This window comes from Aliiglaciecola sp. 3_MG-2023 (assembly GCF_030548205.1).
GTDB lineage: Bacteria > Pseudomonadota > Gammaproteobacteria > Enterobacterales > Alteromonadaceae > Aliiglaciecola.
Window position 1 is genome coordinate 338,290 of record NZ_JAUORV010000002.1, and the last position, 25,065, is coordinate 363,354.

Annotated in this window: 18 protein-coding genes; 7 read left to right on the forward strand and 11 right to left on the reverse strand. The window is 40.1% G+C overall.

Going from position 1 to position 25,065, the window contains the following annotated elements; translation table 11 throughout:
- Positions 1 to 2: 2 nt before the first annotated feature.
- The 4 genes from Q4574_RS03515 to prlC form a co-directional block, all read right to left on the reverse strand.
- Positions 3 to 644, reverse strand: a complete 642-nt coding sequence (locus Q4574_RS03515; protein ID WP_303471553.1) for an SCP2 domain-containing protein — start codon at positions 642 to 644, stop codon at positions 3 to 5.
- The gene (gene ubiE / locus Q4574_RS03520; RefSeq protein WP_303471555.1) at positions 644 to 1,486 is read right to left on the reverse strand and encodes a bifunctional demethylmenaquinone methyltransferase/2-methoxy-6-polyprenyl-1,4-benzoquinol methylase UbiE; all 843 of its coding nucleotides are present in this window, start codon (positions 1,484 to 1,486) and stop codon (positions 644 to 646) included. The genes Q4574_RS03515 and ubiE overlap by 1 nt, the downstream gene beginning before the upstream one ends.
- A 74-nt stretch (positions 1,487 to 1,560) precedes the next feature.
- On the reverse strand, positions 1,561 to 2,262 hold the full coding sequence (locus tag Q4574_RS03525; RefSeq protein ID WP_303471557.1) for a DNA-3-methyladenine glycosylase I: 702 nt from the start codon (positions 2,260 to 2,262) through the stop codon (positions 1,561 to 1,563).
- Between the two features lie 26 nt (positions 2,263 to 2,288).
- Positions 2,289 to 4,343 carry an oligopeptidase A gene (gene prlC / locus Q4574_RS03530; RefSeq protein WP_303471559.1) on the reverse strand — a complete coding sequence of 685 codons (2,055 nt, stop codon included), beginning with the start codon at positions 4,341 to 4,343 and terminating at the stop codon, positions 2,289 to 2,291.
- Positions 4,344 to 4,530: 187 nt separating this feature from the next.
- On the opposite strand from prlC, the gene gorA reads away from it, so the two are divergent.
- Positions 4,531 to 5,877, forward strand: a complete 1,347-nt coding sequence (gene gorA / locus Q4574_RS03535; protein ID WP_303471561.1) for a glutathione-disulfide reductase — start codon at positions 4,531 to 4,533, stop codon at positions 5,875 to 5,877.
- Positions 5,878 to 5,987: 110 nt separating this feature from the next.
- Here the strand turns inward: gorA and Q4574_RS03540 are convergent, their stop codons facing one another.
- The gene (locus Q4574_RS03540) at positions 5,988 to 9,485 is read right to left on the reverse strand and encodes an ATP-binding protein (RefSeq protein WP_303471563.1); all 3,498 of its coding nucleotides are present in this window, start codon (positions 9,483 to 9,485) and stop codon (positions 5,988 to 5,990) included.
- 129 nt (positions 9,486 to 9,614) lie between these two features.
- Positions 9,615 to 10,541: a diguanylate cyclase gene (locus tag Q4574_RS03545; RefSeq protein ID WP_303471564.1), complete on the reverse strand. Its 927-nt coding sequence runs from the start codon at positions 10,539 to 10,541 to the stop codon at positions 9,615 to 9,617.
- A 601-nt stretch (positions 10,542 to 11,142) separates the two neighbouring features.
- Here Q4574_RS03545 and Q4574_RS03550 point away from each other — a divergent pair.
- The 6 genes from Q4574_RS03550 to Q4574_RS03575 all read left to right on the forward strand — a co-directional run bounded on the left by Q4574_RS03550 (position 11,143) and on the right by Q4574_RS03575 (position 19,385).
- Positions 11,143 to 11,904 carry an RNA polymerase sigma factor gene (locus Q4574_RS03550; RefSeq protein WP_303471566.1) on the forward strand — a complete coding sequence of 254 codons (762 nt, stop codon included), beginning with the start codon at positions 11,143 to 11,145 and terminating at the stop codon, positions 11,902 to 11,904.
- 60 nt (positions 11,905 to 11,964) lie between these two features.
- A complete protein-coding gene (locus Q4574_RS03555; protein ID WP_303471568.1) occupies positions 11,965 to 12,612 on the forward strand; it encodes a hypothetical protein in 648 nt (215 codons plus the stop codon).
- 2 nt (positions 12,613 to 12,614) lie between these two features.
- Positions 12,615 to 13,880, forward strand: coding sequence for a hypothetical protein (locus Q4574_RS03560; RefSeq protein WP_303471570.1), 1,266 nt, complete (start codon positions 12,615 to 12,617; stop codon positions 13,878 to 13,880).
- A gap of 9 nt (positions 13,881 to 13,889) precedes the next feature.
- Positions 13,890 to 14,369, forward strand: a complete 480-nt coding sequence (locus Q4574_RS03565; protein ID WP_303471571.1) for a hypothetical protein — start codon at positions 13,890 to 13,892, stop codon at positions 14,367 to 14,369.
- Positions 14,370 to 14,401: 32 nt separating this feature from the next.
- On the forward strand, positions 14,402 to 17,743 hold the full coding sequence (locus Q4574_RS03570) for a CHAT domain-containing protein (RefSeq protein WP_303471573.1): 3,342 nt from the start codon (positions 14,402 to 14,404) through the stop codon (positions 17,741 to 17,743).
- Positions 17,744 to 17,858: 115 nt separating this feature from the next.
- On the forward strand, positions 17,859 to 19,385 hold the full coding sequence (locus Q4574_RS03575) for a DUF3369 domain-containing protein (protein WP_303471574.1): 1,527 nt from the start codon (positions 17,859 to 17,861) through the stop codon (positions 19,383 to 19,385).
- A 164-nt stretch (positions 19,386 to 19,549) separates the two neighbouring features.
- Here the strand turns inward: Q4574_RS03575 and hslU are convergent, their stop codons facing one another.
- The 5 genes from hslU to priA all read right to left on the reverse strand — a co-directional run bounded on the left by hslU (position 19,550) and on the right by priA (position 24,961).
- Positions 19,550 to 20,878, reverse strand: coding sequence for an HslU--HslV peptidase ATPase subunit (hslU, locus tag Q4574_RS03580; RefSeq protein ID WP_303471576.1), 1,329 nt, complete (start codon positions 20,876 to 20,878; stop codon positions 19,550 to 19,552).
- A gap of 53 nt (positions 20,879 to 20,931) precedes the next feature.
- Positions 20,932 to 21,456, reverse strand: coding sequence for an ATP-dependent protease subunit HslV (hslV, locus tag Q4574_RS03585; RefSeq protein ID WP_303471578.1), 525 nt, complete (start codon positions 21,454 to 21,456; stop codon positions 20,932 to 20,934).
- A 186-nt stretch (positions 21,457 to 21,642) separates the two neighbouring features.
- Positions 21,643 to 22,095, reverse strand: coding sequence for a hypothetical protein (locus tag Q4574_RS03590; RefSeq protein ID WP_303471687.1), 453 nt, complete (start codon positions 22,093 to 22,095; stop codon positions 21,643 to 21,645).
- A complete protein-coding gene (locus Q4574_RS03595) occupies positions 22,040 to 22,633 on the reverse strand; it encodes an SPOR domain-containing protein (RefSeq protein ID WP_303471580.1) in 594 nt (197 codons plus the stop codon). The genes Q4574_RS03590 and Q4574_RS03595 overlap by 56 nt, the downstream gene beginning before the upstream one ends.
- Positions 22,634 to 22,786: 153 nt before the next feature.
- Positions 22,787 to 24,961 carry a primosomal protein N' gene (gene priA / locus Q4574_RS03600; RefSeq protein WP_303471583.1) on the reverse strand — a complete coding sequence of 725 codons (2,175 nt, stop codon included), beginning with the start codon at positions 24,959 to 24,961 and terminating at the stop codon, positions 22,787 to 22,789.
- Between the last annotated feature and the right edge of the window lie 104 nt (positions 24,962 to 25,065).

Genomic DNA, 25,065 nt, shown 5'->3' on the forward strand with positions numbered 1-25,065 from the left:
ATTTAATTGCTCTGCTTATTAGGTGAGAGGGTGGATTGACTCTCCAACCGACTTATCTTTGCTGAAAGTCGATCGGTAGCGCTGCGTAACTCATTTACTTGGTCACAAAAATCAACGACTAAAATTGCGGGAGCGGCAATGCGTTTTTCTTCGATGGCTGCATCCCCTAAGGTGGTAGCTAATCGATTGGCCTTAGCTTTGGCGCTGTGAATGAGCTTTTTGCCTAGCCTAAACGTGTTGTGAGCAAGTAGGTCACCGGTATATTTCGATAACAGCTCTTCCCAATCAATATCTAATTCAGTGATTAACTGACTAAATTGTTGGGCAATGGCCACATCACCTTCCAGCACTAACTCACCATTTTGAATTAAACGAGTAATTTGGCTGGTGTCTTTTAGTTTTTGCAACGTAGACAGAGATAACGCCAAATGACAATCGCTTAGCAGCTCTTCATCAGGCATCACAGTCAACACATCCACTTGATCCGAGAAACTAAACTTGAATATCCAAGGTAATTCATGAATATCAACGCTAAGTTGTTTATTGCTCAATTTTTGCAACAGCAAAACTGAACTAGCATCCAGTTTCAGTAGTTGATTAATAATACGTTCAATGCCAGATGACACTAATTGAGCGGCTGGCATTAAAATTTAAACCCTCTATGCAGCGCCACTATTCCACCGGTGAGATTGTGAAAGGTGGTTTGTTCGAAGCCCACTGATTCCATCATAGCTTTTAAGGTTTCTTGATCTGGGTGCATTCTAATGGACTCAGCCAAGTACTGATAACTTTCACTATCATTGGCCACTAATTTCCCCATTTTGGGCAGTAAATGGAAAGAATATAAATCATAGGCTTTGCTTAACATTTCACTTTGCGGTTTAGAAAACTCTAATACCAGTAGGCGGCCACCGGGTTTTAATACACGATACATTGAAGCTAAAGCTTTGTCTTTATCGGTAACATTACGCAGTCCAAAAGCAATGGTAATGACGTCAAAATAGTTGTCGGGAAAGGGCAACATTTCAGCGTTGGCTTGAACATACTCCAAATTGCCAACCACGCCTTTATTGCGCAGTTTATCGCGCCCAACTTTTAACATCGCGTTATTGATATCGGCTAATACGACTTGACCTTTTTCACCCACAATTTTAGAAAACTTTGCCGCTAAATCACCGGTTCCACCCGCTAGGTCTAAGACTTTATGCCCAGCCCTTACGCCACTGCAATCTATGGTGAAGCGTTTCCATAAGCGATGAATACCCATGGACATCATGTCATTCATAATGTCATATTTGGCTGCTACAGAATGAAATACATCTGCCACCATGGAGGCTTTTTTGGTCTTATCAACTTGTTTAAAACCGAAGTGAGTTTGAGAGTCGTCTTCTCCCGTGCCAGTTGGTTCTTGCGGTATAGGAGGGATGTTTGAAGAATCCGCGTCCTTGGTTTTATGTTCAGACTGGGGGACTTGACTGTTGCTCATGGTATTTCCTTTTAAACTAATCTCGTCAGTTTACCGAAAATCTTCAAACATGACTATTAAAGCTGATACTAGAGTTAGTATTCAACTTGAACATGATTATCACCCACACTGTAAGAAATTATTTGGCTAATTTCCTGCAGTGAAAGATTACTTTGCTGATGAAAATCATTAAATGCTTGTTGAATCGCCGTCAAACTGCGTTTAGATGAAGCGGAACCGCTGATAAGGTCGCGTTGACTGAAATAAGCCACAACATCTTGGCTCAAAATAAAAGTGTCTTTGCCAATAGCACGCAAAGCATAAGGACCCGTATTTCCACCTAAACGCGCGCCATGCTTTTTAAGGTATGCCCATAAGCCAACGATATCGTGATTAGGCCACTGAGCAACAAAGTTAGCAAAGCTACCTTTCTCCTGCTGCACGGCTTGGATCATTAATGCATTTTCGCGGATCGTTTTTACTTTGTTGTAATTGCGAATAATGCTCGGATCCTGTGCTTTTTTTTCAAGCATTTCATCTGGCATTAAAATCACTTTATCGATCTCAAAATTGAAAAATGCTTGTTCAAAATTAGGCCATTTATTGCGCACTACTCGCCACACAAATCCCGACTGAAAAACCTTTTTACTGAATTCGGCTAAGAAACGATCATCACCAATCTGTTGGATTTTTTTAGGCGGTAGAGGCTTTGACAACAATAAGCCTAAGTTTTTAGGACCACCTTTACGCTCACAGGCGCGTTGGTAAAGGTGGTCAAAGGTTTCTAAAGTCGGCAAAAGATATTGACCCTATTTGTAGATGTTTAAGCCGCTATGCCCGAATGGCGTAATAATGCGTCAACTTCAGGCTCTCGTCCGCGAAACGCGACAAATAACGCCATAGGCTCTTTACTTCCGCCCATTTCCAATACGTTATGTAAAAAGTCTGAGCCCACTTGGGGATTAAAAATACCTTCTTCTTCAAAGCGACTAAAAGCATCTGAACTCAATACTTCAGCCCATTTATAACTGTAATAACCGGCCGCGTAGCCACCAGCGAAAATATGCCCGAAACTATTTTGAAAACGATTAAATTCAGGCGCTTTGAGGACCGACACTTTTTCCCGTACTTTTTCAATAAAGCTTTGCACATTAACTGGGTTTTGCTGTTGGTATTGCTCATGTAAGCTGAAATCAAACAAGCTGAATTCCAACTGACGCATCATTTGCATCGCAGATTGGAAATTACGGGCTGCTAACATTTTATCTAGCAAATCTTTTGGTAGTGCTTCACCCGTTTCGAAATGCCCTGAGATAAACGCTAGCGCCTCAGGTTGCCAGCACCAATTTTCTAAAAATTGACTAGGTAATTCCACGGCATCCCAAGGTACTCCATTGATCCCGGAAACACCCGCCACATCAACCTTAGTTAACATGTGGTGAATACCATGGCCAAATTCATGGAACAAGGTTATAACTTCATCATGGGTAAATAGTGCGGGTTTGTTTCCCACTGGCCCGTTAAAATTACAGGTAAGATAGGCCACCGGATATTGTAATTGACCATCCACTCGGGTTCTACGAACCTGGCACTCATCCATCCATGCGCCGCCACGCTTGCGAGGTCTGGCATAAAGATCTAAATAAAAGCTTCCGCGCAATTCACCGTCGCTATCAACAATATCGTAGAATTTTACGTCTTTATGCCATACATCGACGTTTTCACGCTGCACAATGTCCACTTTGTATAAACGTTTGACGACTTCAAAGAGGCCAGAAACCACTTGTTTTTCAGGAAAGTAAGGACGTAATTGTTCATCGGAAATAGAATATTGCTGCTGCTTTAGTTTTTCACTGTAATAGGCAAGATCCCATGCTTGCAGGTCTGCAACTTGGAAGTGTTTTTTTGCGAATTCAGTGACATCTTGCAAATCTTTTTGGGCTTGAGGTTTTGAGCGTTTGGCTAAATCTTCTAAAAATCCTGTTACCTGCTGGGTAGATTCCGCCATTTTCGTTGCTAATGATCGTTCTGCATAGTTCTCAAAGCCCATAAGTTGCGCCAATTCATGACGCAACGCTAAGGTTTCTTCAATTATTTTCGTATTGTCGAATTCGCCCCCATTAGGGCCTAGTTCTGAGGCTCGGGTAGTGTATGCGCGATACATTTCTTCACGCAACGCACGGCTATCGGCATAGGTCATTACAGGTAAATAGCTTGGAATATCTAGGGTAAATAACCAACCTTCTAGCTCTTTGCTTTCAGCCAATTGTTTTGCGGCTTCTAACGCTGAGTCGGGTAATCCAGCCAACTCTGCTTTATCAGTAATATGTTTTTGCCATGCCAAAGTCGCATCCATGACATTATTACTAAAGGTCGAAGATAAATCTGAAAGTCGGCTTTTAATCTCACCGTATCGTTGTTTTTTACTGTCTTCCAGGGCAACCCCTGACAGTGTGAAATCACGGATACCATTGTCGATCACTTTTTGCTGGGCAACCGTTAAGCTAGCAAATTCCGCTGAATTTTTAATCTGCATATAAGCGTCATAAAGACCTTTATGCTGGCCAACCCAAGTTCCATAAGAAGACAATAAAGGTAAACAAGCATCATGGGCTTCACGTAATTCATCATTACTCACTACAGAGTTCATATGTGACACTGGTGACCAAAGTTTCCCTAAAAGATCATCTATTTCGTCAATTGGTTGAATAACATTTTGCCAACTCACGGTCTCTTGCTCTAATACCCGATTAATGGTGTTTTTACAGTTGCTAATGGCCTCTTCTATTGAGTCTTTAATTTCAGCAATGTTAATTTGGCTAAATTGTGGCAAAGACTTGATATCTGATTGAGAATGTTGAGAGGCAATTTGATTCATAACTGTATCCAATAATATTTTAAGGGTTGGAACTTTGTAGGTGAGGCCTCATTAAGGTAATTACAAGAGATAAACAAAGATTTTTATTCCCTTCATGAACTTTTTGTTTGAAATTTGAATCTGCAGGCTTTGTACTTTTTGTTCATCTACAATAACCTAATGAAAATAACTAACTTCAGGATAAAACATGGCAGATTTTGATTATATATGTATCGGCGGAGGCAGTGGTGGTATTGCTTCAGCCAATCGCGCGGCTAGATATGGCAAGAAAGTAGCAATCATAGAAGCAACTGCCGTTGGTGGTACTTGTGTTAATGTGGGTTGCGTCCCTAAAAAAGTAATGTGGTTTGGTGCCCATGTCGCTGAAGCAATTAACTTATATGCGCCAGACTATGGTTTCGATGTCACCATCAATAAATTCGACTGGAAAACCTTAGTAGCAAGCAGAGAAGCCTACATTAAGCGGATCCATGGTAGTTATAGCAGCGGCTTTGAAAAAAATGGTGTGACCTTAATCTCTGGTTTTGCCACTTTTGTTGATAAGAACACCGTTGAAGTAAATGGTAAACACTACACCGCGGATCATATTCTAATAGCCACTGGTGGCCGTCCCACCATTCCCAATATACCGGGTGCCGAATTAGGCATTGACTCTAACGGCTTTTTTGAATTAAACGAACAACCCAAACGCGCAGTGGTAATTGGCGCAGGATATATTGCTGTTGAACTAGCTGGGGTAATGCATGCCTTAGGTACGAAAACGGATTTAGCCGTGCGTAAACATGCTCCATTACGTAACTTTGATACCATGTTATCTGAAACCTTAGTGGAATTAATGGCCCAAGATGGCCCCACTCTGCACACCCATGCTACACCAACACAAGTGGTCAAAAATGCGGATAACTCATTAACCATTGAGTTTGAAAACGGAACAAAAATTGAGACCGATTGTGTGGTTTGGGCCATTGGACGTGAACCTGCTAATGATAAAATTGGCTTGGAAAATACCGGTGTAGAACTCACCGACCGTGGATACATCAAAGTCGACAAATTCCAAAACACCAATGTAGATGGTATTTATGCGGTAGGTGATAATATTGGCTATGTTGAACTTACTCCTGTTGCAGTGAAATCAGGACGTTTGTTGTCGGAGCGCTTATTCAATGGTCAAACAAATGCACAAATGGATTATTCTTTAATTCCAACTGTAGTATTTAGTCATCCGCCTATTGGCACTATAGGTTTGAGTGAAGACGAAGCAAAAGCACAATACGGCGAAGACAATATCAAAGTTTATACTTCTGGATTCGCGGCAATGTACACGGCAGTGACAAAACACCGTCAAATGACGCGGATGAAATTAGTCTGTGCAGGGAAAGAAGAAAAAGTCGTTGGCCTGCATGGTATAGGGGCTGGAATGGATGAAATACTGCAAGGATTTGGTGTAGCCATGAAAATGGGAGCAACTAAAGCTGATTTTGATGCCTGCGTTGCCATTCATCCGACTTCGGGCGAAGAATACGTGACTATGTAAACAAGCCAACTTAATTTTGAATGATGGCGTTTAACTCTAACTTTGGCGTATTTTCTAGCTAAAAATTAGAGTTGCCATCATTTTTTCGCTTTAGTTAAAAATCACTGAAATTATTCACTTTCGTTTAAATGCTTATTAATAAGACCAACGAAAATGTCATATTCCTGTTCCATTTTAACTAATAAACTATCAATCGCTGTAAAATTTGTTTTCAAGGCTTCAAGCTCTATATTGCCGAATATTCCATGCAATCTCATCCCCCCAAGATCACCGCTAACCCCTTTAAGTGAATGGCTTAATTGACTGGTTTGTTCTGCATCGCGATTAGCAACGCTTTCTCTAAGTGTTTGTATCTTTCCAGCCGAACTTTCTAAAAATATTCTGCAAATTTTGTTTAACAGAGTTTGATTATTCATCAATCGGGTAAGCGCCCCATCTTTATCCCACACTTCGCAAGTTGAGGCAGGGTGCTCTGTAGATAATCGATTCTCTTCACCTTCATCTATGACTTTAACGTCTGGTGTAAACACCGACAATACCCAACTAGTGAGTTTACTTATCAACTTTTCAGCAGAAATAGGTTTAGTCACATAGTCATTCATTCCTGCATCCAGACACTTCTGCCTTTCCCCTAGCATGGCATTTGCAGTCATAGCGATAATCGGAATATGACGATATTCTTCACCGGCTTCACCGTTTCGAATTTGTGTTGTTGCTTCATATCCATTCAACACTGGCATTTGACAATCCATTAGTACACAGTGAATAGCTTTCCCGTTAATCACCGATGCCTGAAGTTTTTGTATCGCCTCTTGGCCATTGGCGGCTCGCACAGTTTCGACTGTTGTCGGTTTTAAAATGCCAACGGCTACTTCTACATTTATTTCATTATCGTCAACGACCAACACACGAGCGCCAGTCAATTTACTACCAGAATAGACGTCAAGGTTTAACATCTTATTTCTTTGTTGTTCAGTAACATCGCCTGATGTTTGGTGTTTTTTATCTACGTACTTTAATAAAAACTCGGAAACTGAAACGGGTTTGGAAAGGTAAATAGGCTTCAAACGTTTAAACATTGTTTTCGCGTCAACAGCATTGAAAAGCATGACGACCTTTTCAGTATTCTTCGTTCCCTCATTAAGTTCTTCCCAGCGATGTTCTAGCAATTGTGCACGCGGATCAACTTGGTCAACGATGACGATATCCGGCAACTGTTTGGGTATCTCAGCTTTTGATTCTAAATATTCACTAAGATCAGAATCAGGTAGCACAGTCGCCCCTAATTTATTGACTAAATTACTAAGGCTTTGATGGAGTTTCGAATTTTCTACTAAAATTGAAACAAATTGACCATTAAGGTATTTCTCGGCATTTTTAAAGGTCACATTGGCGTTTGGAATCTTTACTTCAAAACAAAAGGTACTGCCTTTACCCTTTTCAGATTCGAAGGTCACTTGGCCATTAAGCAAGTGACTTAACTGTTTACATATGGACAGACCAAGACCTGTCCCACCGTATTTCGAAGCCGTGCCACTATCTTCTTGAGAAAATGCATTGAATAAGCGTTGCTGATTTTCTTTAGCAATGCCAATTCCGGTATCAGATACTGAACATTCAAGAAGACAAAAACGACCATTCACTTGTTTTGATTTAGCTGTAACTAGGATATGCCCTTGTTCAGTAAACTTAATGGCATTGTTTAAAATATTAGTGACTATTTGTGCATAGCGATGGGGGTCACTTACAATGGATTCACACTCAATATCAATACTATCCAGTATAAATTCAAGCCCTTTTTCCTGGGCTTTGACCGCCATACTTCCACATAAACTTTCAATTAACTTACTCGGATTAAACGCTTTATGTTCAAGATCTAATTTCCCTGCTTCGATTTTCGACAGATCTAAAATATCGTTGATCAGCACCGCAAGAGAATTCACACTGACTTCCGTCATTTCCAGATACTGCATCTGCTGCTCACTAAGTGGCTCTTTTTTGATCAGATTTAATGTACCGATAATACCGTTGAGGGGCGTTCGCATTTCATGGCTAATATTGGAAATAAATGCGCTTTTAACGTTGCTGGCTTTTTCCAATTGTTCAGTCCGCTGCGCCACTTTAATTTCTAACTCGGCATTGGCTTTACGGATTTTTTCATCGGCTTTTCGCAAGCTAGTAATATCGCGAATAATGACGGCCACACCACTATACTCAACGCCGTCTTTTAGAATTTCAGACAATGATACTAGCAATTTAATATTTTCATTTTGTCGTAAGCTAGTTTCAAAAGGTTGCTGAACCTTACCTGCAGTTAATTTATTTAAGAGTTCAACAAAATTAAAATCTGGAAATAAAGATAGCTGATCAACAGGTCTACCTTTAACTCTGGCGAAATCTAATCCAAACAAACTTTTAGCTGCACGATTCCAACTCGATATACGACCATCCTTCGTTAGGCCAAAAATAGCATCTTGGGAGCCGTTAACAATTGCATCCGATTCAGCCCTAGCTTCGGCAAGCTCTTGACTCTTCCGTAAGCCTCGCTGAAAAGCAGCTAAAACAACGGCTAAAACTGCGAGTATAATAAATAGGACAGTGTAAACATAAGTCCGTCTTTCCATTGCTAAAGCTTTGATAACCGACTCAGGGGTCATAATATGGGACACCAGAAAGCCGTCTTCAAAGTCCCCGCTGACAATTAACTTTTTAGCAGAAGAATAAAAATTTCCATTTGAGAAGTATTGCAAAGAGGAAAAGTCACTTTCACTGTCTAGCTCTAACTTTGCATTATGGTAATTATCCCAATTTGCGTCGGAGTTTAAATCTTTGCTAAACATTAATTCTGGTTTCGGATGAACTAAAAAAAAGCCATTACTGTCGGTCAATGCAAGCTGATTGGGTTTGTCGACAAGGGCTTGAATGGAGTTGAGAAACTCACTTGCATTGATATTAAGAATTAAAAAACCCAAACGTTCCATTTGATGATTAAAAAGTGGTATCGACAATCGGAGCATTGGGCGATAGGGAAATTCGATTCTGCCGAACTCGCGATTCAGTGAAATTCCGGACAAATAAATTTGTCCTGCCGATAATTGTGTACTTTGTGCGTAATAGTCTCGGTCACCTTTTTTCTGTAAATAGGCACTATTTACAACCTTTATCCCCCCGCCAGTGCGCTCAACTCGTACCAATTCTTTACCATCGTTTTCGGTGCCGATAAAACGCATTTGTTCATACTCTGAATTATTTTCGACAAAGGCCACAAAAATTGTTTCCAACCTTTTTTTCCACTGCTCATAGGTTGAACCATCGAATTGATTATTCTGTCCAATAGTATTTGCCACCCCTTCAATGGGTGGTGTACCAAATAAAAAACGTAAGTCGTTTCGATACTTAGACAAAGATTGCTGTATTTGTGTGTCTATTCGGTTGTTTGTTAGACGCTGAGTTTCTTCCACCGAAAGAAGAATATTGTTTTTGAGCTGAGTTTCAAAAATAACAACAGCGATCGCCATTATTGCTACAAACAGAAAAAAAGTAGGTACGAATAAGTTTTTTCTGTTGTACCAAGACTTTAATTTGGAGGTCCGAGGTTCAACTGACATTAATCACTCCAATGAAAAGCTACTGTTCAACATATAAAACTGTTGGAAAATTAAAAGAAGACGAAATTAAAATCGTAGGATTTCAATTCGCCTCTGCAAACTTTAGTTGCTCAGTAAAAACTAAGCAAATCAACAAACGAATTGATTACGTCCTTTTTGCTTTGCTAAATAAAGTGCTTTGTCAGCGCTACGAATAACTTCATTGGCCTTAAAACATTCATTGTGGACAGTAGAGCTATATATACCAATGCTTAAACTAACAATTCCATAAGGAGAAGATTCATGGGGAATGTTTAAATCTGCTACTTTTTGTAAGATTGTTTTAGCGATATGTTGGGCTCCAAGGCTGTCTGTATCAGGCAATAGACACAGAAACTCCTCACCACCATAACGAAATGACATGTCGACGGGTCGATGTAACACCTCTTTCAGTACTTTGCTGACCGCGATTAAGCACTGATCGCCACTTAGGTGCCCATAACTATCATTAAATAATTTGAACCAGTCAATATCGAGCATAAACAATGACAAAGGCGATTGAGTCCGTTTTGACTGCAGAATAGACTTAGTCAACACTTCTTCAAGCAAATGCCGGTTATAAAGCCCGGTTAAACCATCAGTGAATGACATTCTCCTTAGAAAATCAGACTGCATTTTTAAGGTAAGATGGGCTTTAACACGGTTTAATAGGGTAATCCCATTAACCGGTTTATTTACAAAATCCACTCCACCAGCTTCCCAGCATTTATTTTCATCGTTTTGACTTTTTACAGAAGTAATAAAAATAACCGGTATATGTTGCAGACTTTGGTTATTTTTAATGGCGCGACATGTCTCTAAACCTGAAATCCCTGGCATCATTACATCCAACAAAATCAAATCTGGCGTCTGCTGCCGACAAAATGCTAAGGCTTCTTCCCCAGAATGAACCACTTTGGTTTGATACAAATTCGATAGCAAATCAGCGACCACCATCGCATTGATGGGTTCATCATCGACAATTAAAACCAGTGCCTCTTGCAAGGTACCTTGTTGAATATAGTGTTTCCCAATCAACTACTTGACCTTTTAAAAATAGATTACGACGGTTTCTCTGCTTCTTATTGTAGTTCAGACAGATGAATTGTATGCCCCACGCACATTCAAAAATAAACTTCTTGGAATCTTCCATTACCATTAGACTGAGCTAAGAATTTAGCAACTCAATGTAATGATTTTATTTTGAAATTTCGAACCTCAACATAATATCAAAAAACACACTAAATTCCTGTGATATTGATCATATTATTACAAAGCTTCAAATAGAAACTTTCCCCCAAAAGTTTGCATGAAAGCTGGGGGGGGGTTATCGATTTTTCAGATGCACAGAACCCGGGGGAAATGACGTTTTATCCTGTTTGAGTTGAAGAGCTGAAATGATGAAATATTAACCCAAGGTCAGCGGGAAATTGAATTACCCAAAATATGAAGGCTATTAATTAAGCTATCTTGGTAAAACACAATGAAATCAATGAAAAAACTTTGAATTACACTCGTGAAGCGGTTGCAACATGTTCAAAATTCCACTAAGTTTTAAAACTCTGGTCTGCTCTTTCAATCAATCGATATGTAGATCAATAATTTGATTGTTCTGTCAGCAGTAGGAGACACGGTTGGGATGATTACGTCTGAGTATCTGGTAGACAGAATTGCCTCTGGCGAAACTCGAGCTGAACAACAATTAGTTAATAAATATTGGAAGAGCCTTTTTTTCATTTTAAAAAAGCAGTCTGATGATGACGAATTGGCCAATGATATTGCTCAAGATACATTCCTCATCGTCATCGATAGTATCCGTAATGGTAAGATAGAAAATTCCTCGGCTTTGGGCGCATATATTCGTCAAACTGGCATTAATTTGCTGATTGCTCACTTTCGCAAAGAATCTCGCCGTAAAACCGAGTTTTCCGATTCCATCGACTTAGAATACCCGGATCCATCACAATCTCTAATCAACTCCCTTCATTCCGAAAAACTACTGGAAATAGTACAACAAATAATTAATGAGTTACCCGCTCAACGAGATCGCGATATGTTGTATCGCTATTTTGTATATGGCCAAACTAAAAAAGTCATTTGCAACGAATTTGATTTGAGTCCTGAACATTTTGACAGAGTTTTGTATAGAGCACGCAATAGATTAAAACAACTAGTTCAACATAAGCTAGATATTGATTTCGATAAAACCAATTTAACCTCAATTTTTGCGTTTGCCTTGGCACTACAATTCTCAGCGTCTGAGCAAAATCTTGCACTAGATATACCTGTAGATGATCCTTTATCTGCTCCCCCCCCTTCAATTAAAAAATTATTTCTCACTAAGGTGAGAGAAATTCAAGGCCCACAGCACTTAGTCATTAAGACCAACAAGGAAGATTAGTTCAGCCAGTTAATAACTATGTATATGTAGTTTATTGACCAGAGAAAATGAGAGGTGCTCATGAGACCAATGGATCAGGAATATATTCAAAATAACGATATTGCCAATCGATATATGCAAGGCAAACTTTGTGCAGAAGAAAGTGAAGAATTTGAAGTCTATTTAATGGAGAACTCTGAAATTGTTGATCAATTGGAGTTGGACTCAATGTTGATTAATACATTGCCATTAATTAATACAACTTCGAAACCTAAAAACAGTTTTTGGCAATCCTTATTTAAAACGCCAACTCGAGCAAGTTTAACGACCTTGGGCAGTTGTATTTTAGTGTTCACTTTAATGCTTAACTATAACCATTTTAGCTTTTTCGAGAAGACGCTAAGTTCGCCTTCAATGGTTTACGTTTCTTCGGTTAGAGGGAATACCACAAGTGTTGATGCAAGCTTCTCTCTTAATGAAATATCCTCATCAGTTTCTTTAGTCCTTCAAGACGAATTCAATGCCAACGATAAATATCAAGTTGATATTTACGCTAATACCGAAAAAAAGCCTTCGTACACAGGAACATACATACCCAATACCGATAGAGAAGTAATTATTTCTCTGTATAAAGAAATGTTGCAGCCTGGTTTGATGAAGATTGAATACTCTCTTGATGAGTCAAACACTAAAAAGAAAAAAGTACTGGTAGTAGTAGTAAGAGATTAGTTATGTTGGACTTTAGTTTCACCCATAAAATAAAAAAAATGTGGAAGAATGATTATTTAAGCGACCCTGTTTTACTGCAAATTGCAGAAAAGCTAATGGAAAATAACAACACGGTACCATCAAGTAACCTAGATGCGGGAATGACTTATTTTGGTCAAATGATCGCCCATGATATTGCTCCTCACACCACACTTCCTGAGCATGCAGTCAGAAATATCAGTAACGAACTTTTACTCGACAGCTTATATGGTGGTAATCAAAATATAGTTAACGATCGATTTGAAATGCGCTCAATTGAGTGGCAAGGAGTGAAAGGCTTCGACGTCGTAAGAGATGAACAGGGGCAAGCACTAATTCCAGAGCATCGCAATGATATAAACGATATTATTTGTCAACTTCATTGCTTCTGGCAAAATTTTCATAATCAACTCATTGAAGCGCCTTATCATTTTGATTTCGAAAATGCAAAATGTCATACCATTCTCAGTTTTCAGTTTGTGACTATCGAGTATTTTCTAAAGAACCTGTTGGATCCGCACATTTTTGACGTGTATTTTAATCAACAGGTAAAACCTGAATTGCCATTCAAGCCAGAGCAGCGTTTAGACTATTTTCATAATAGCGCATTTCGTTTTGGTCACAGTATGGTAAGAAATAGCTATGCACTTAGGCGTTTTCAACCTGAAGTACCGTTAACCTCACTCTTTACCTCTTCGCAAAAAATAAAAGATAGGCATGTCATCCAGTGGCATCGCTTTTTTGGTGACAATCAAAAAGCCAATAAAATTGATTTATCTTTATCCGATGCCATGTCGAGAATTCGATTTCCTTCGGATAATTCAGAAATGATTCGAATTATCTATAAAAATATGCTGGCTGGACTGAATAAGCAGCTCCCTTCAGGATATAACATCGTCAAAAAAATCAATTCTGATGAGGCCCTTAGGGACATTTTCCAACTCATGCCCCTCACTCAACTTCCAAAGGAATTCGAGGGTATAGAAGAACTTAATATGCAAAATTTGCCACTATGGACATACATACTCCATGAGGCAGCAACTACTCATAATGGCGAGCGACTAGGTAAACTAGGGAGTATTCTTATTGCCGATGTTTTGCATGACGCCATAAATACTAAAGCATTAACCATCTTTAAAAATGGCACCTATGATAAACGCCACGCATTGAATGTACTGAGTGAAGTGAAAGATAAGTTGCTCGATGAGCACAACAATGTAGACTTGCAAAAGCTTTTCACTGTGAACTAAGGAAACTGCATGTCTGAACAAATTATAAGAGAGATCAAAGCGTTAGGTATTGAAGCCCTTGACCAATCCGCGGCAACTAAATCATTAGAAGAAATAGTTTCACAAATTAGTCCATGGTTTTTTGTTCCAGATCGAAGATACTTTATAGAGATCAGTAAGCAAAAAATAGGTGATTTGCTTTATGTACAGGAAACCGCTGTCAATCAAGATGGTTCAAGTGCTAATGAATGGCCGGAACTTTTCCGGCTAGCGTCGGATAATACAGTATTTGTGCTGAATGAAGATAAAACACAGCTCGTCAATATTAACGATGGTATCTCAACCATTATTTTCGACGATTTAGAGGGTTGGCATATTACAGAATGGACCAACTATCTACCTGCAGATGATAACCCCGAAAGTGAAATTGTGGCTCATGTGATTTGGCAAGATAAACATGGAAATATGGCTAAGTCTAAACACAGTTGGATCGTTTACCTCCTCGATTAAGTCTAGGTTATGATTAAAAGTGTCACTGTTTAATGGTGACACTTACCTCAAGTTTCTTATGGCAAACAGAATTTATAGGTTACAATGGCGCAACCATTGTTATATCAAGACGTGTTTTGCTAAGTATGTTTCGTATTCTGCCGTACTGTATTGTGTTGTTCTGTACCAGCTTTGTTTGCAGTGCAATGGAATCTACAACTTCCACCTTCACTCAAGTGAGCCAGTTTGCGCTATTCAAGCTTAGCGATGCAGATCAGCTATTAGATGTCGAAATTTTCGTAAATAATCAATCCATTGAGAAAAAACAACTCGATAATCGCGACCACCAGTACTTTTCTTTAATTCGATTACCTCAAACCAATATTGCACAGAGCTCTATCAGAGTCATTGTAAATTACAGTAAAGAAACGCCTAAAATAGAGGTAATACCGTTAGATAAAGAGGACTATAGCGCTCACAAAAATGCCTTAGCAGTGTTAACCGATTCATCGCCTAGCCATGATCAACAGCCTTATGAAATCATCTCTCGATTCACCACCCCAAATTTACAAACAGACTTTTCTGATTGGGCTCTTCGACACCTTTTGGTAGACGCGAACAAAGCTCAAAAAGGCTACCTTAGCTTTTTAATTAATTTTAATTTAAATAAGTTTAGAGCCGAAGACATTCTTGAACAATGTAATGCATGGACTAGGTACAGTGATCCAGTAGAGCAATTAGAAACCGCTGTCGATGTTAAGTTTGCAGCGCAACTAGCCGCTACGCTTTATGTATACTCTAAACACCACGGTAAACTAGTTGATGACCACAGCAGCCTATTTAATTCAGCAAAATTTATGTCCGGCTGCGGACGCATTTTTTCAGATATGCCCCCCAATCAACAAGCAGATATAGACCTTGATATCTACGCTAAAAATTTATATCAAAGGGTACTTGAAACGCTATCGAAAACACCGAATTGGTTAACTGCAGATATTCTTCATCACCTATGGTTTTATTATAATTTCGAAGATAAGCACAGTTTAGCCTTAGAAACCGTTAAAAGTGCGATTGCTAAAGCAGAAAAAGCCCCCCAATACCAGTTTTTGATGACAGAGCTGTATAGTAACGCGTTTTTGTCTTCTTATCGGCAAGGCGCATTCGCTCAAGCCCATAATTACTTAAATAAAGGGCTAAATATAGGCACTCCATCGAGCCAGTCCAATATCGCTCCATTGTTATATAGCAAAGGTTTTTTGCTCTTTCAAACCGGTGAGTTTGACACTGGCGAAAGTTACTTTTTCGATACCATAAAGCAAGTTCAAAAGACCTCGTCTAGTCAAAAATGGGAGCTCGCGAGCTGTTTAAAACTAGGCCCACAGAACTTAATGATTGCACGAGCAGCGGTAATGATAGGAGCGACTAGTCGAGAACAGGGTAACTTTAAAGGGGCCAACCAATGGTTGCAGTGTGCTGAGCATTTATTAAAAGACCAGCACGATTATTATCAAATTGTATTGCAGGTAGAGCTTGCCAAAACAGCCATTAAACAGAAAGAGTTCAATAAGGCAAAAGCGCATTTAGACAAGGTATTCAATGATCCACGTACCCTCGACACCACTAAAATAGACGCCAAAATCCTACAATTGAAAGTAGATAATGTCCATTTAGCCAAACCAAGTAACCGCGAAGAACTAGATGAATTAGCCGCTTTGCTGGGCTACGATAGTTTTTACGACGAAAATGTTAGTAACATTAACGACGCCACACTTCCGATAAAGCAAATCGAAGTATTTACCCTGTTAGTGCAAATAAGTCAGCAAGAAAAATCCTTTAAATGGATAGATATATTTGCAGACAAAGCCATGTCATTAATAGAGAAAAGCCGCTCGAATGTGGCCAATCCTCAGGCTTGGAATGCTGCGAGGTTTAGCTTTATCAATACCTATATTAGTTCGTTACTCGACTCTAAACGATTTAAATACGAATCAAATACTCACTATTCGAAATTATTCGAAGTTTTAGAAAAGTTTTATTCTGTTGATCCTAAACAAGAAAAAAACCTATTTTCCATCGACGAGGCAGCCAAAGATAACGCCGAGCAAATTCAACTTTTTTATAATGTATGGCTAGCAGAAGAAAAGCGGATGCTGTTAACCGATTCAGCAGACGAGAAGTTGCGTTTTTATGAAGCAAGAGATGACTATTTTGCACAAGTACTAAATCAACAAAATAATAGCATTGAAGTTTCGCATATATCATTGGATAGTTTTCAGGAACTATTGCCACCTGAGCAAATGCTGGTCAGATATTTTTCTGACGGACAATGCATGTATTCGCTTTCTGTCACCCGCAATAGCATATCGGTTCAAAAAGTGGCGGAAATGACCTTACTTGCCAAAATGGTAGAGAGTTACGTTGACGGCACTTCAGCATCAAGTAGACCTTGGTTAAATGCTGAGTATCAAGATATTTCATTGCTACCCATAGACATCATTGAACAACAACACATCGATAAAATTTTAATTATTCCTGATGAAAGCTTACATAAGATGCCCTTTTCAATGTGGAATACCAATAGCAAAGGAAGTCGTTATAAGCCGCTAGTAGAAACATCGCAATCGGTTTTTATTACATCTGCCACCTCATATTTTGAACAATTACATGCTTCTGAATCTGAAACCTTCGAAATATCGATATTTGCCAACCCTGATTTCAGCGGCCCAGAAAGTGAAGCCATAGGTACTTTACCTGAGCGACTCTCTTTAGCATCTTTACCCGGCACCCTCAAAGAAGCAGAGTTTGTAGCGAATTTATTTTCTGCACACCAAATTAATAAAGGCTTTGCTGAAAATGCTACTAGCCAATTTTTGATGTCAAATAAAGTACGAAACTCAAAAATATTACACATTGGAACCCATGGGTACTTTGACAAGAAGTCGCCGGATATTGTGGGCGTATTAACTGCAGGGGAAACAGTTGCAGGTAATATTACCCCCGGATTTTTGAGTTTGAGTCAATTATTAAGCAAACCCGTATCTTCTGATTTAGTGTTTGTGAGTGGCTGCGAAACTATGGTGGGGAAGAATTATAAAGGCTCAGGAATGCGCAGTATTACCAGAGGCTTTTTAGCCCAAGGGGCAAAAACAGTAGTAGGAACTATCTGGGCGATTCAAGATAGACCTACTTCAGAGTTTGTTAAACAATTTTATGCCAATTTGCTGGAATTAGGCGGCGATGCACCAAAAGCCCTGCAGGTAACCCAGTATAGGTTTCACTCTTCAGGTAAATATAGACATCCTAAATATTGGGCAGGATTCGTTCTAACCTCTTCAAATCAAGGTGACAGTCAAATTTTCAGCTCAGCATTAGCGAAGAACTCTACGCACGATTAACCTGTATAAAAATTTACCCTAAAACATTTCATAATTTATGATTTCAGACTAATCTATACTTACTTGTAGTGTCCTGAACATTCCTTTTGTAATTGATTAATTTGGCTGAACTTTTATGAATGAACGGTTTTTATTTGCAGAAGATCTACCTGAAGAAAAAGAAACCCTAAATAACAAATGGAATATCCTAGTTATTGATGATGAACCCGAAGTTCATAATATTACCCGGATAGTTCTCAATGATTTGATCTTTGATAATGGTAGATTAACGTTATACAGCGCTTATTCTGCAGCCGAAGCAAAAGAGCTGATCTTAAATAGCTCTGAAGGCTTTGCCGTTGCCATTGTTGATGTGGTTATGGAAACGGTTCATGCGGGTTTAGATTTCGTTAAATGGGTCAGAGAAGTACAAAACGACCATAAAATACGGCTGTTTTTGCGCACAGGACAGCCAGGAGAAGCCCCCGAAGAAAGCGTGATCCGTGATTACGACATTAATGATTATAAAAACAAGACAGAATTAACAGCCCTTAGATTAAAAACGTCAGTGTACTCTGCATTACGCAGTTATAGGGATATATTAATCATTGAAAAACATAGAGTTGGCCTTGAGAAAATCATAGCAGCCTCTTCCGAGTTTATTGAATGTGAAACCCTCCCCCAATTTGGCTCTGCAATCTTGAAGCAAGTCGCCCTAGTATTAGGTATTAATGAAGAAACTGTCATTTGTTGCGCAGTATCAAAAGATGCCAGTAACCATTTCAGTGACGTACACATACTCGCCATGAACCAAGCTCAATCTGATACTTCCTCGCCCTTAAATAAAGAGATTGAGGGACGTATCAAACGCGCCCTGGCCCTCAAGCAATCCATTTATGAAGAAGACTATTTCATTGGATATTTTACCACCAAACAGCATACCGAAAATGTACTTTACGTGGCTCAGAGTAAACAACTAGAGCCCATGCAACATAGCTTGTTGGAATTTTTTGCCAACAATATCGCCGTCATTCATGAGAATTTGAAGCTGCTTGATGTTATCAAAGAGTCTCAAAAGGAATTGTCTTATATTATTGGTGAAGCCGTTGAAATGCGAAGTAAAGAAACAGGTAGTCACGTTAAACGAGTCGCACAAACCAGTTTTATGCTCGCCAAACTCTACGGATTAAATGATTTCGAGTCCGAAATGATTAAACTGGCATCCCCTCTTCATGATGTAGGCAAAGTAGGTATTCCCGATTACGTGTTAAATAAACCTGACAAACTCAGTCAAGATGAATGGAAAGTCATGCAAACCCATGCGCAAATCGGCTATGAAATGCTTACCAGAACGGATAACCCCATTCTGCAGTTAGGTGCAACCATAGCCAGACAGCACCACGAAAAATGGGATGGTACGGGTTACCCTCAAGGTCTTAAAGGGGAAGAAATCCATATAGCCGGTCGCATTTCCGCACTGATGGATGTATTTGATGCACTAGGCAGTAAGCGTTGTTATAAAGATCCTTGGGGACATCAGCAAGTGATCGATTTTATTCAGGGGCAACGAGGTGAAGCATTCGAACCTAAATTGGTCGATTTACTACTCAGTAATATTAGTGAGTTTAATCAAGTTAGAGAACAATTCCCGGATAGCATTTAGTAAGTTGTTTACTCTAGTATTCAAGGTATTTTATCACCCCTTGATAATCTGAATGTTGCGACAGCCAGCAACCTCTAAGCACAAAGCATATCTTGTTGCCAACAGTAAACATAAAAAACGCATTCCTAGGAATGCGTTTTTTAATCTCAAAATAAGCGCTGAATTTATAGAATAAAGCGGCTTAAATCTTCATTATCGACAAACTTATCAAGATGCTCATTCACATACTGTGCATCCACAGATACCGACTCATCTTGCATTTCAGAAGCATCAAAAGAAATATCTTCCATCAGACGCTCCATCACAGTATGCAGGCGTCGCGCCCCGATATTTTCGGTTCGTTCATTAACCTGCCAAGCTGCTTCAGCAATGCGTCGGATGCCATCTTCAGTGAAACTGACGTTCACACCTTCTGTTGCCATAAGCGCGCTATATTGCTCAGTTAATGACGCATTGGGTTCAGTCAATATACGCACAAAATCTTCCACACTCAGGGCAGAGAGCTCAACTCGGATGGGTAAACGACCTTGTAATTCAGGAATGAGATCTGACGGTTTGCTCATCTGAAAAGCGCCTGATGCGACAAACAAGATATGGTCAGTCTTAATCATTCCATGTTTAGTCGAGACCGTAGAACCTTCAACTAAAGGCAGTAAATCGCGCTGAACTCCTTCACGGGAAACATCAGCACTACCAGTGCCTTCACGTTTACAAATTTTGTCTATTTCATCAATAAAGACGATGCCATTCTGCTCAGCATTAAAGAGTGCTTTTTCTTTCAGTTCTTCTTGATTCACTAATCGAGCGGCTTCCTCTTCTACAAGTAGTTTGAATGCTTCTTTAATTTTCAGTTTCTTTTTCTTTTTTTGCGAACCGGATAAATTCTGAAACATCCCTTGAAGTTGATTGGTCATCTCTTCCATGCCTGGAGGAGCCATGATTTCCACCCCCACTTGAGGCAGGGCAACGTCAATTTCGATTTCTTTATCATCCAGCTGACCTTCACGTAATTTTTTACGGAAAGTTTGACGAGTGCCTTTATCTTCAACTTTTTCTTTTTCACCCCAGGCATTTTCTGGCGGCGGTAAAAGTGCATCAAGAATACGGTCTTCAGCGGCTTCTTCAGCTCGATATTTCACTTTTTCAGTTTCTTGTTCTTTGGTCATTTTAATAGAGATATCCGCCAGGTCGCGAATAATACTCTCTACTTCTTTACCAACATATCCCACTTCAGTAAATTTCGTTGCTTCAACTTTAATAAAAGGCGCATTTGCCAGCTTCGCTAATCGACGGGCTATTTCCGTTTTCCCCACACCAGTGGGACCGATCATTAAGATATTCTTTGGTGTGACTTCTTGACGTAATTCAGCGTCTAATTGCATACGACGCCAGCGATTACGCAAGGCAATTGACACTGCTCTTTTGGCATCTTGTTGACCAATAATGTGACTGTCCAACTCGTGGACAATTTCTCTTGGAGTCATCTCAGACATAAAAAACCTTTAAAATGTGTCGCACTGAAGCAATTTAATCAGTGCTATTAAAATTAGTAATCTAACGTTTCTATAGTTTGGCTGTGGTTGGTAAAGACACAGATATCACCGGCGATCGTCAGGCTTTTTTCAGCAATTTCTTTGGCACTTAGATCTGTATTTGCTAATAGTGCAGTCGCGGCAGATTGAGCATAGGGCCCCCCGGATCCAATAGCGATAAGATCCTGCTCTGGCTGAACAACATCACCATTACCGGTGATAATAAAAGAAGCCGTATGGTCGGCCACCGCCAGCAGCGCTTCTAACTTACGCAGCATCCTATCTGTGCGCCAATCCTTCGCCAACTCTACGGCAGCTTTAGTTAAATGCCCCTGATGCATCTCCAATTTGCTTTCAAAACGTTCGAAAAGGGTAAAAGCGTCTGCAGTGCCTCCTGCAAAACCCGCGATGACTTTATCGTTGTAGAGTCTGCGCACTTTTCGTGCATTCCCTTTCATTACAGTGTTTCCTAACGAAACCTGACCGTCACCGGCGATGACGACTTGATTATTACGGCGTACGGATACTATGGTAGTCACGTCTGCTCCTTGTTTGGCTCAACTTTCGACTCACTTCATATGCGAGTCACGATTCATGCAGTATATGTGGGGAGCGGTAAGGAATTTTCAAGCGCTAAGGTCTAAGTATCTTAAAAAATGAAGGCGATATAGGTGGATTAGACTCGAATTTCTCTTTTTAGGCCTAACGACCATGCTACAGGGGGGTTATAAATCCACGGGGGGAATCTTGTAGGCAGGTGCTTTAGCCCCGCGAAAAAATCCATGGAATGTTAAACCTGTAGGCGGTGGCTTTAGCCCCGCGGCAATCATTGCCGTGAAAAATCCCATGGCCTGAAATCCATGGCCTGAAATCCATGGCCTAAAGACCATGCTACAGGGGGTTATCAATCCACGGGGGAATCTTGTAGGCGGGTGCTTTAGCCCCGCGGCAATCATTACCGTGAAAAATCCATGGCCTAAAGACCATGCTACAGGGGGGTTATAAATCCACGGGGGAATCCTGTAGGCGGGTGCTTTAGCCCCGCGGCAATCATTGCCGTGAAAAATCCCATGGCCCAACATCCCATGGCCTAAAGACCATGCTACAAATATGTTGATGAGTTTAAAGATCCCAATACCAAATTTGGCAAGATCCAATGCCGATGCGTTGGATAACATGTCGGTCGGTCTCAGCATCTCGTTTATAATCATAAGGACCCAGAATGACGCGATACCATAGACCACTTTTTCCTTCACTGGCTTTCACCAAAGATTCTAACCCTTGCAAAGCAAGCTGGGCACGCATTTTCTCGGCTTGTTGCTTTTGCCTAAATGAACCACATTGCATCAAATATGGGCGTGCTGACTTCTCTTGTTCTTTGCGATCTATCTCTACGCTACCGTGTTCCAGTTCTTCTGGATAGATATATTCCTCTTCTGGCATTTCAGGCAAGTCATCCTGCTCTTTGGTTTTTTCTTCTAGCTTTTGCGTCTGAGCTTTGTTTTGAGGATCTTTTGAAGATGCTTGCTGAATTTCAGTTTTAGGATCATCTTCTGAATTAGTTGGATGACTTATAGCCCATAAAAAATAAGCGAAACCACCCACAAGAATGACGGTAATGAAAAGCGGAAACCAAGGACGTTTTGGCTTTTCTACTTTTTTGGTGGGTTTCTTTTTAGGTGCTTGACCTCGTTTTACAAAATCTTTGTGTGCCATATTTTTAATTATTTTTATTAATGAGAGTCTGATTTCTAAGGTATTGAACTAATGAAAATGCAATTGAAATAGTTGAATTGGAATACCCAGTAGATGCATTTTACTTCTGAGTGAAGGCAAATAGTATCGTGAACCGCGTGATAAAACCAATATTTATATGAAATCTTGTGGATCTATATCAATTGACCAGCGAACTTTTCGAGCCGCCGGCAATGCTTCAATTTCAGCTGCAAAATGACCAATAATCTGGTTGAGTACAGCGCGACTTTGACTCTGCATTAACAGTTGCATTCGATACTTACCTTGACGTTTTTCCATAATAGCTGGAATAGGCCCAACCAGACGAACCTGCGGATGTTGCATCATCTGCGATACTTGCGATAGAAACTCAAACCCATCCTGGGCTTTTAAAGACTCAGTTCTAAACAACCCATGAAAACTAAACGGCGGTAGATTTGCTAACTTTCTTTCGCTGAGTGCAAACCGGGCAAAATGCCCATAGCCGTTATGAATTAAATCTTGTAAAAGTGGGTGTCCAGGTTGATGAGTTTGCAACCACATTTCTCCAGGTTTTTCTGCTCTGCCTGCTCTACCCGACAATTGCGTGATCAGCTGAGCAAGATGCTCTGAGGCTCGAAAATCTGCGCTAAAAAGAGCACCGTCAGCGTCTAGTATCACCACTAAAGTTACATTCGGAAAATGGTGGCCTTTAGATAAAATTTGGGTACCAATCAAAATCTGGTGCGCACCGCGATTAATTTCGGTTAGTAAATTATCTAACTTGGCTTTCCCTCTCACACTGTCGCTGTCAATGCGAACCGAACTGTATTGGGGAAATTGTTGCTGCAAATACATGGTTAGTTGTTCTGTCCCCACTCCCTGGGTGATTAATTCTTGATGGCCACATTCTTTACATTGCTTGGGTAACGATTTAGCCGCGCCACAATGGTGGCATTGCATCTTGTATAATGCTTTATGCACTGTGTAGGGTTTATTACATCGACGACATTCCTCTACATGACCGCATTGGTGACACAATAACGCTGGTGCAAATCCTCTGCGATTTACAAACAACATCACTTGATTACCCGCTTTTAGGTGCTGTTCAATACGTGTCAACATACCTGCAGCAAGACCAGCAGTTAGGGGTTGGTTAGTAATGTCTAATACATTCTGTTTTGCCGGAAGTGCATTTCCCGCTCTTTGATGGAGCTGTAATAACTGGTAACGTCCAGATAATGCATTGTTTAGAGACTCGAGGCTAGGCGTTGCAGAACCGAGTATAAGCGGGATCTGATGTTCTTTAGCACGAATTACAGCTAAATCACGAGCACTGTATTTCAGGCCATCCTGTTGTTTATAGGACGCATCATGTTCTTCATCAACAATTAGCATACCAGGACGGGCCATAGGTGTGAAAATAGACGAACGCGTGCCTATGATGATGCCTAATTTGCCTGAGCGGCTTTTTTGCCAAACCACTAAACGTTCGTTGTCAGTAAGATTGGAATGTAGAATGCCCACTTCAATCTCAAAACGCTTTTCAAAACGCTTTACGGTTTGCGGTGTTAAACCAATTTCAGGAACCAGTATTAAGACTTGCCGCTGTTTCTTAAGGACTTCTTCAATACTTTGTAAGTACACTTCCGTTTTACCACTGCCGGTAATCCCCTCCAATAAAAAGCATGTGTAACGAGATAACGATTGACTGATAGCAGTTATAGCTAAGGCTTGCTCAACATTAGGCTGAGGTTTTGAAATAGTTGCTGGGAGAATGAATTCTGCAGTCTCGCTTTGAGGATCTACAGAGTCTAATTTGGCGATATTCTTTTCAACCAACCCTTTGATCACGCCATCGGTGTATGTCTGTCGAATAGAACTTACCGCGATCGGATGCTCAAGTAGTTCAGTGTATAACTCTCGTTGTTTTTTAGCGCGATTAAGCTGTTCAGGAATTTCATCCTGATTAGCAACAATTAAACTTAGAACTTGGATAGGCTTTGGCTTGTCAGACTCGCCTTTGCGCAGTGCCACAGGCAAAACGGTGTGCATCACTTCACCAATGGGGTGATGATAATAACTAGCTAACCAATTAGATAAGGATAATAGGCTTTTGTCGATAACCGGTTGCTGGTCAAGAACCTGGCTAATGGGCTTCAATTTGTCTAAAAATGGTGAGTCATCTGTTGTAGAGATAACAATACCAATGAGTTCTCTTGGACCAAATGGCACTCGAACACGACACCCGGGCAGTAAACCACTCTGTTCACACAAATAATCGAATAATTGTCGCTTGGGCAATGGCAGGGCAACTTGATAAATGGGCATGGGCGAAATTCGATTATCCTAGACGGTTTAGTGCCATCAAAGACACTATATGGTTAACAAACAGTCAAAAAACAACTTGATCAATACAGTCCTTTACATTAATA

Excerpts from the sequence above, each read along its gene's own strand:
- hslU (WP_303471576.1), bottom strand. The coding sequence starts at position 20,878 with ATGTCTGAGATGACTCCAAGAGAAATTGTCCACGAGTTGGACAGTCAC.
- Q4574_RS03560 (WP_303471570.1), top strand. The coding sequence starts at position 12,615 with ATGTTGGACTTTAGTTTCACCCATAAAATAAAAAAAATGTGGAAGAAT.
- Q4574_RS03595 (WP_303471580.1), bottom strand. The coding sequence starts at position 22,633 with ATGGCACACAAAGATTTTGTAAAACGAGGTCAAGCACCTAAAAAGAAA.
- Q4574_RS03590 (WP_303471687.1), bottom strand. The coding sequence starts at position 22,095 with ATGTTATCCAACGCATCGGCATTGGATCTTGCCAAATTTGGTATTGGG.
- Q4574_RS03550 (WP_303471566.1), top strand. The coding sequence starts at position 11,143 with ATGATTACGTCTGAGTATCTGGTAGACAGAATTGCCTCTGGCGAAACT.
- Q4574_RS03515 (WP_303471553.1), bottom strand. The coding sequence starts at position 644 with ATGCCAGCCGCTCAATTAGTGTCATCTGGCATTGAACGTATTATTAAT.
- Q4574_RS03565 (WP_303471571.1), top strand. The coding sequence starts at position 13,890 with ATGTCTGAACAAATTATAAGAGAGATCAAAGCGTTAGGTATTGAAGCC.
- Q4574_RS03540 (WP_303471563.1), bottom strand. The coding sequence starts at position 9,485 with ATGTCAGTTGAACCTCGGACCTCCAAATTAAAGTCTTGGTACAACAGA.
- priA (WP_303471583.1), bottom strand. The coding sequence starts at position 24,961 with ATGCCCATTTATCAAGTTGCCCTGCCATTGCCCAAGCGACAATTATTC.
- prlC (WP_303471559.1), bottom strand. The coding sequence starts at position 4,343 with ATGAATCAAATTGCCTCTCAACATTCTCAATCAGATATCAAGTCTTTG.
- Q4574_RS03555 (WP_303471568.1), top strand. The coding sequence starts at position 11,965 with ATGAGACCAATGGATCAGGAATATATTCAAAATAACGATATTGCCAAT.
- ubiE (WP_303471555.1), bottom strand. The coding sequence starts at position 1,486 with ATGAGCAACAGTCAAGTCCCCCAGTCTGAACATAAAACCAAGGACGCG.
- Q4574_RS03575 (WP_303471574.1), top strand. The coding sequence starts at position 17,859 with ATGAATGAACGGTTTTTATTTGCAGAAGATCTACCTGAAGAAAAAGAA.
- Q4574_RS03570 (WP_303471573.1), top strand. The coding sequence starts at position 14,402 with ATGGTGACACTTACCTCAAGTTTCTTATGGCAAACAGAATTTATAGGT.
- gorA (WP_303471561.1), top strand. The coding sequence starts at position 4,531 with ATGGCAGATTTTGATTATATATGTATCGGCGGAGGCAGTGGTGGTATT.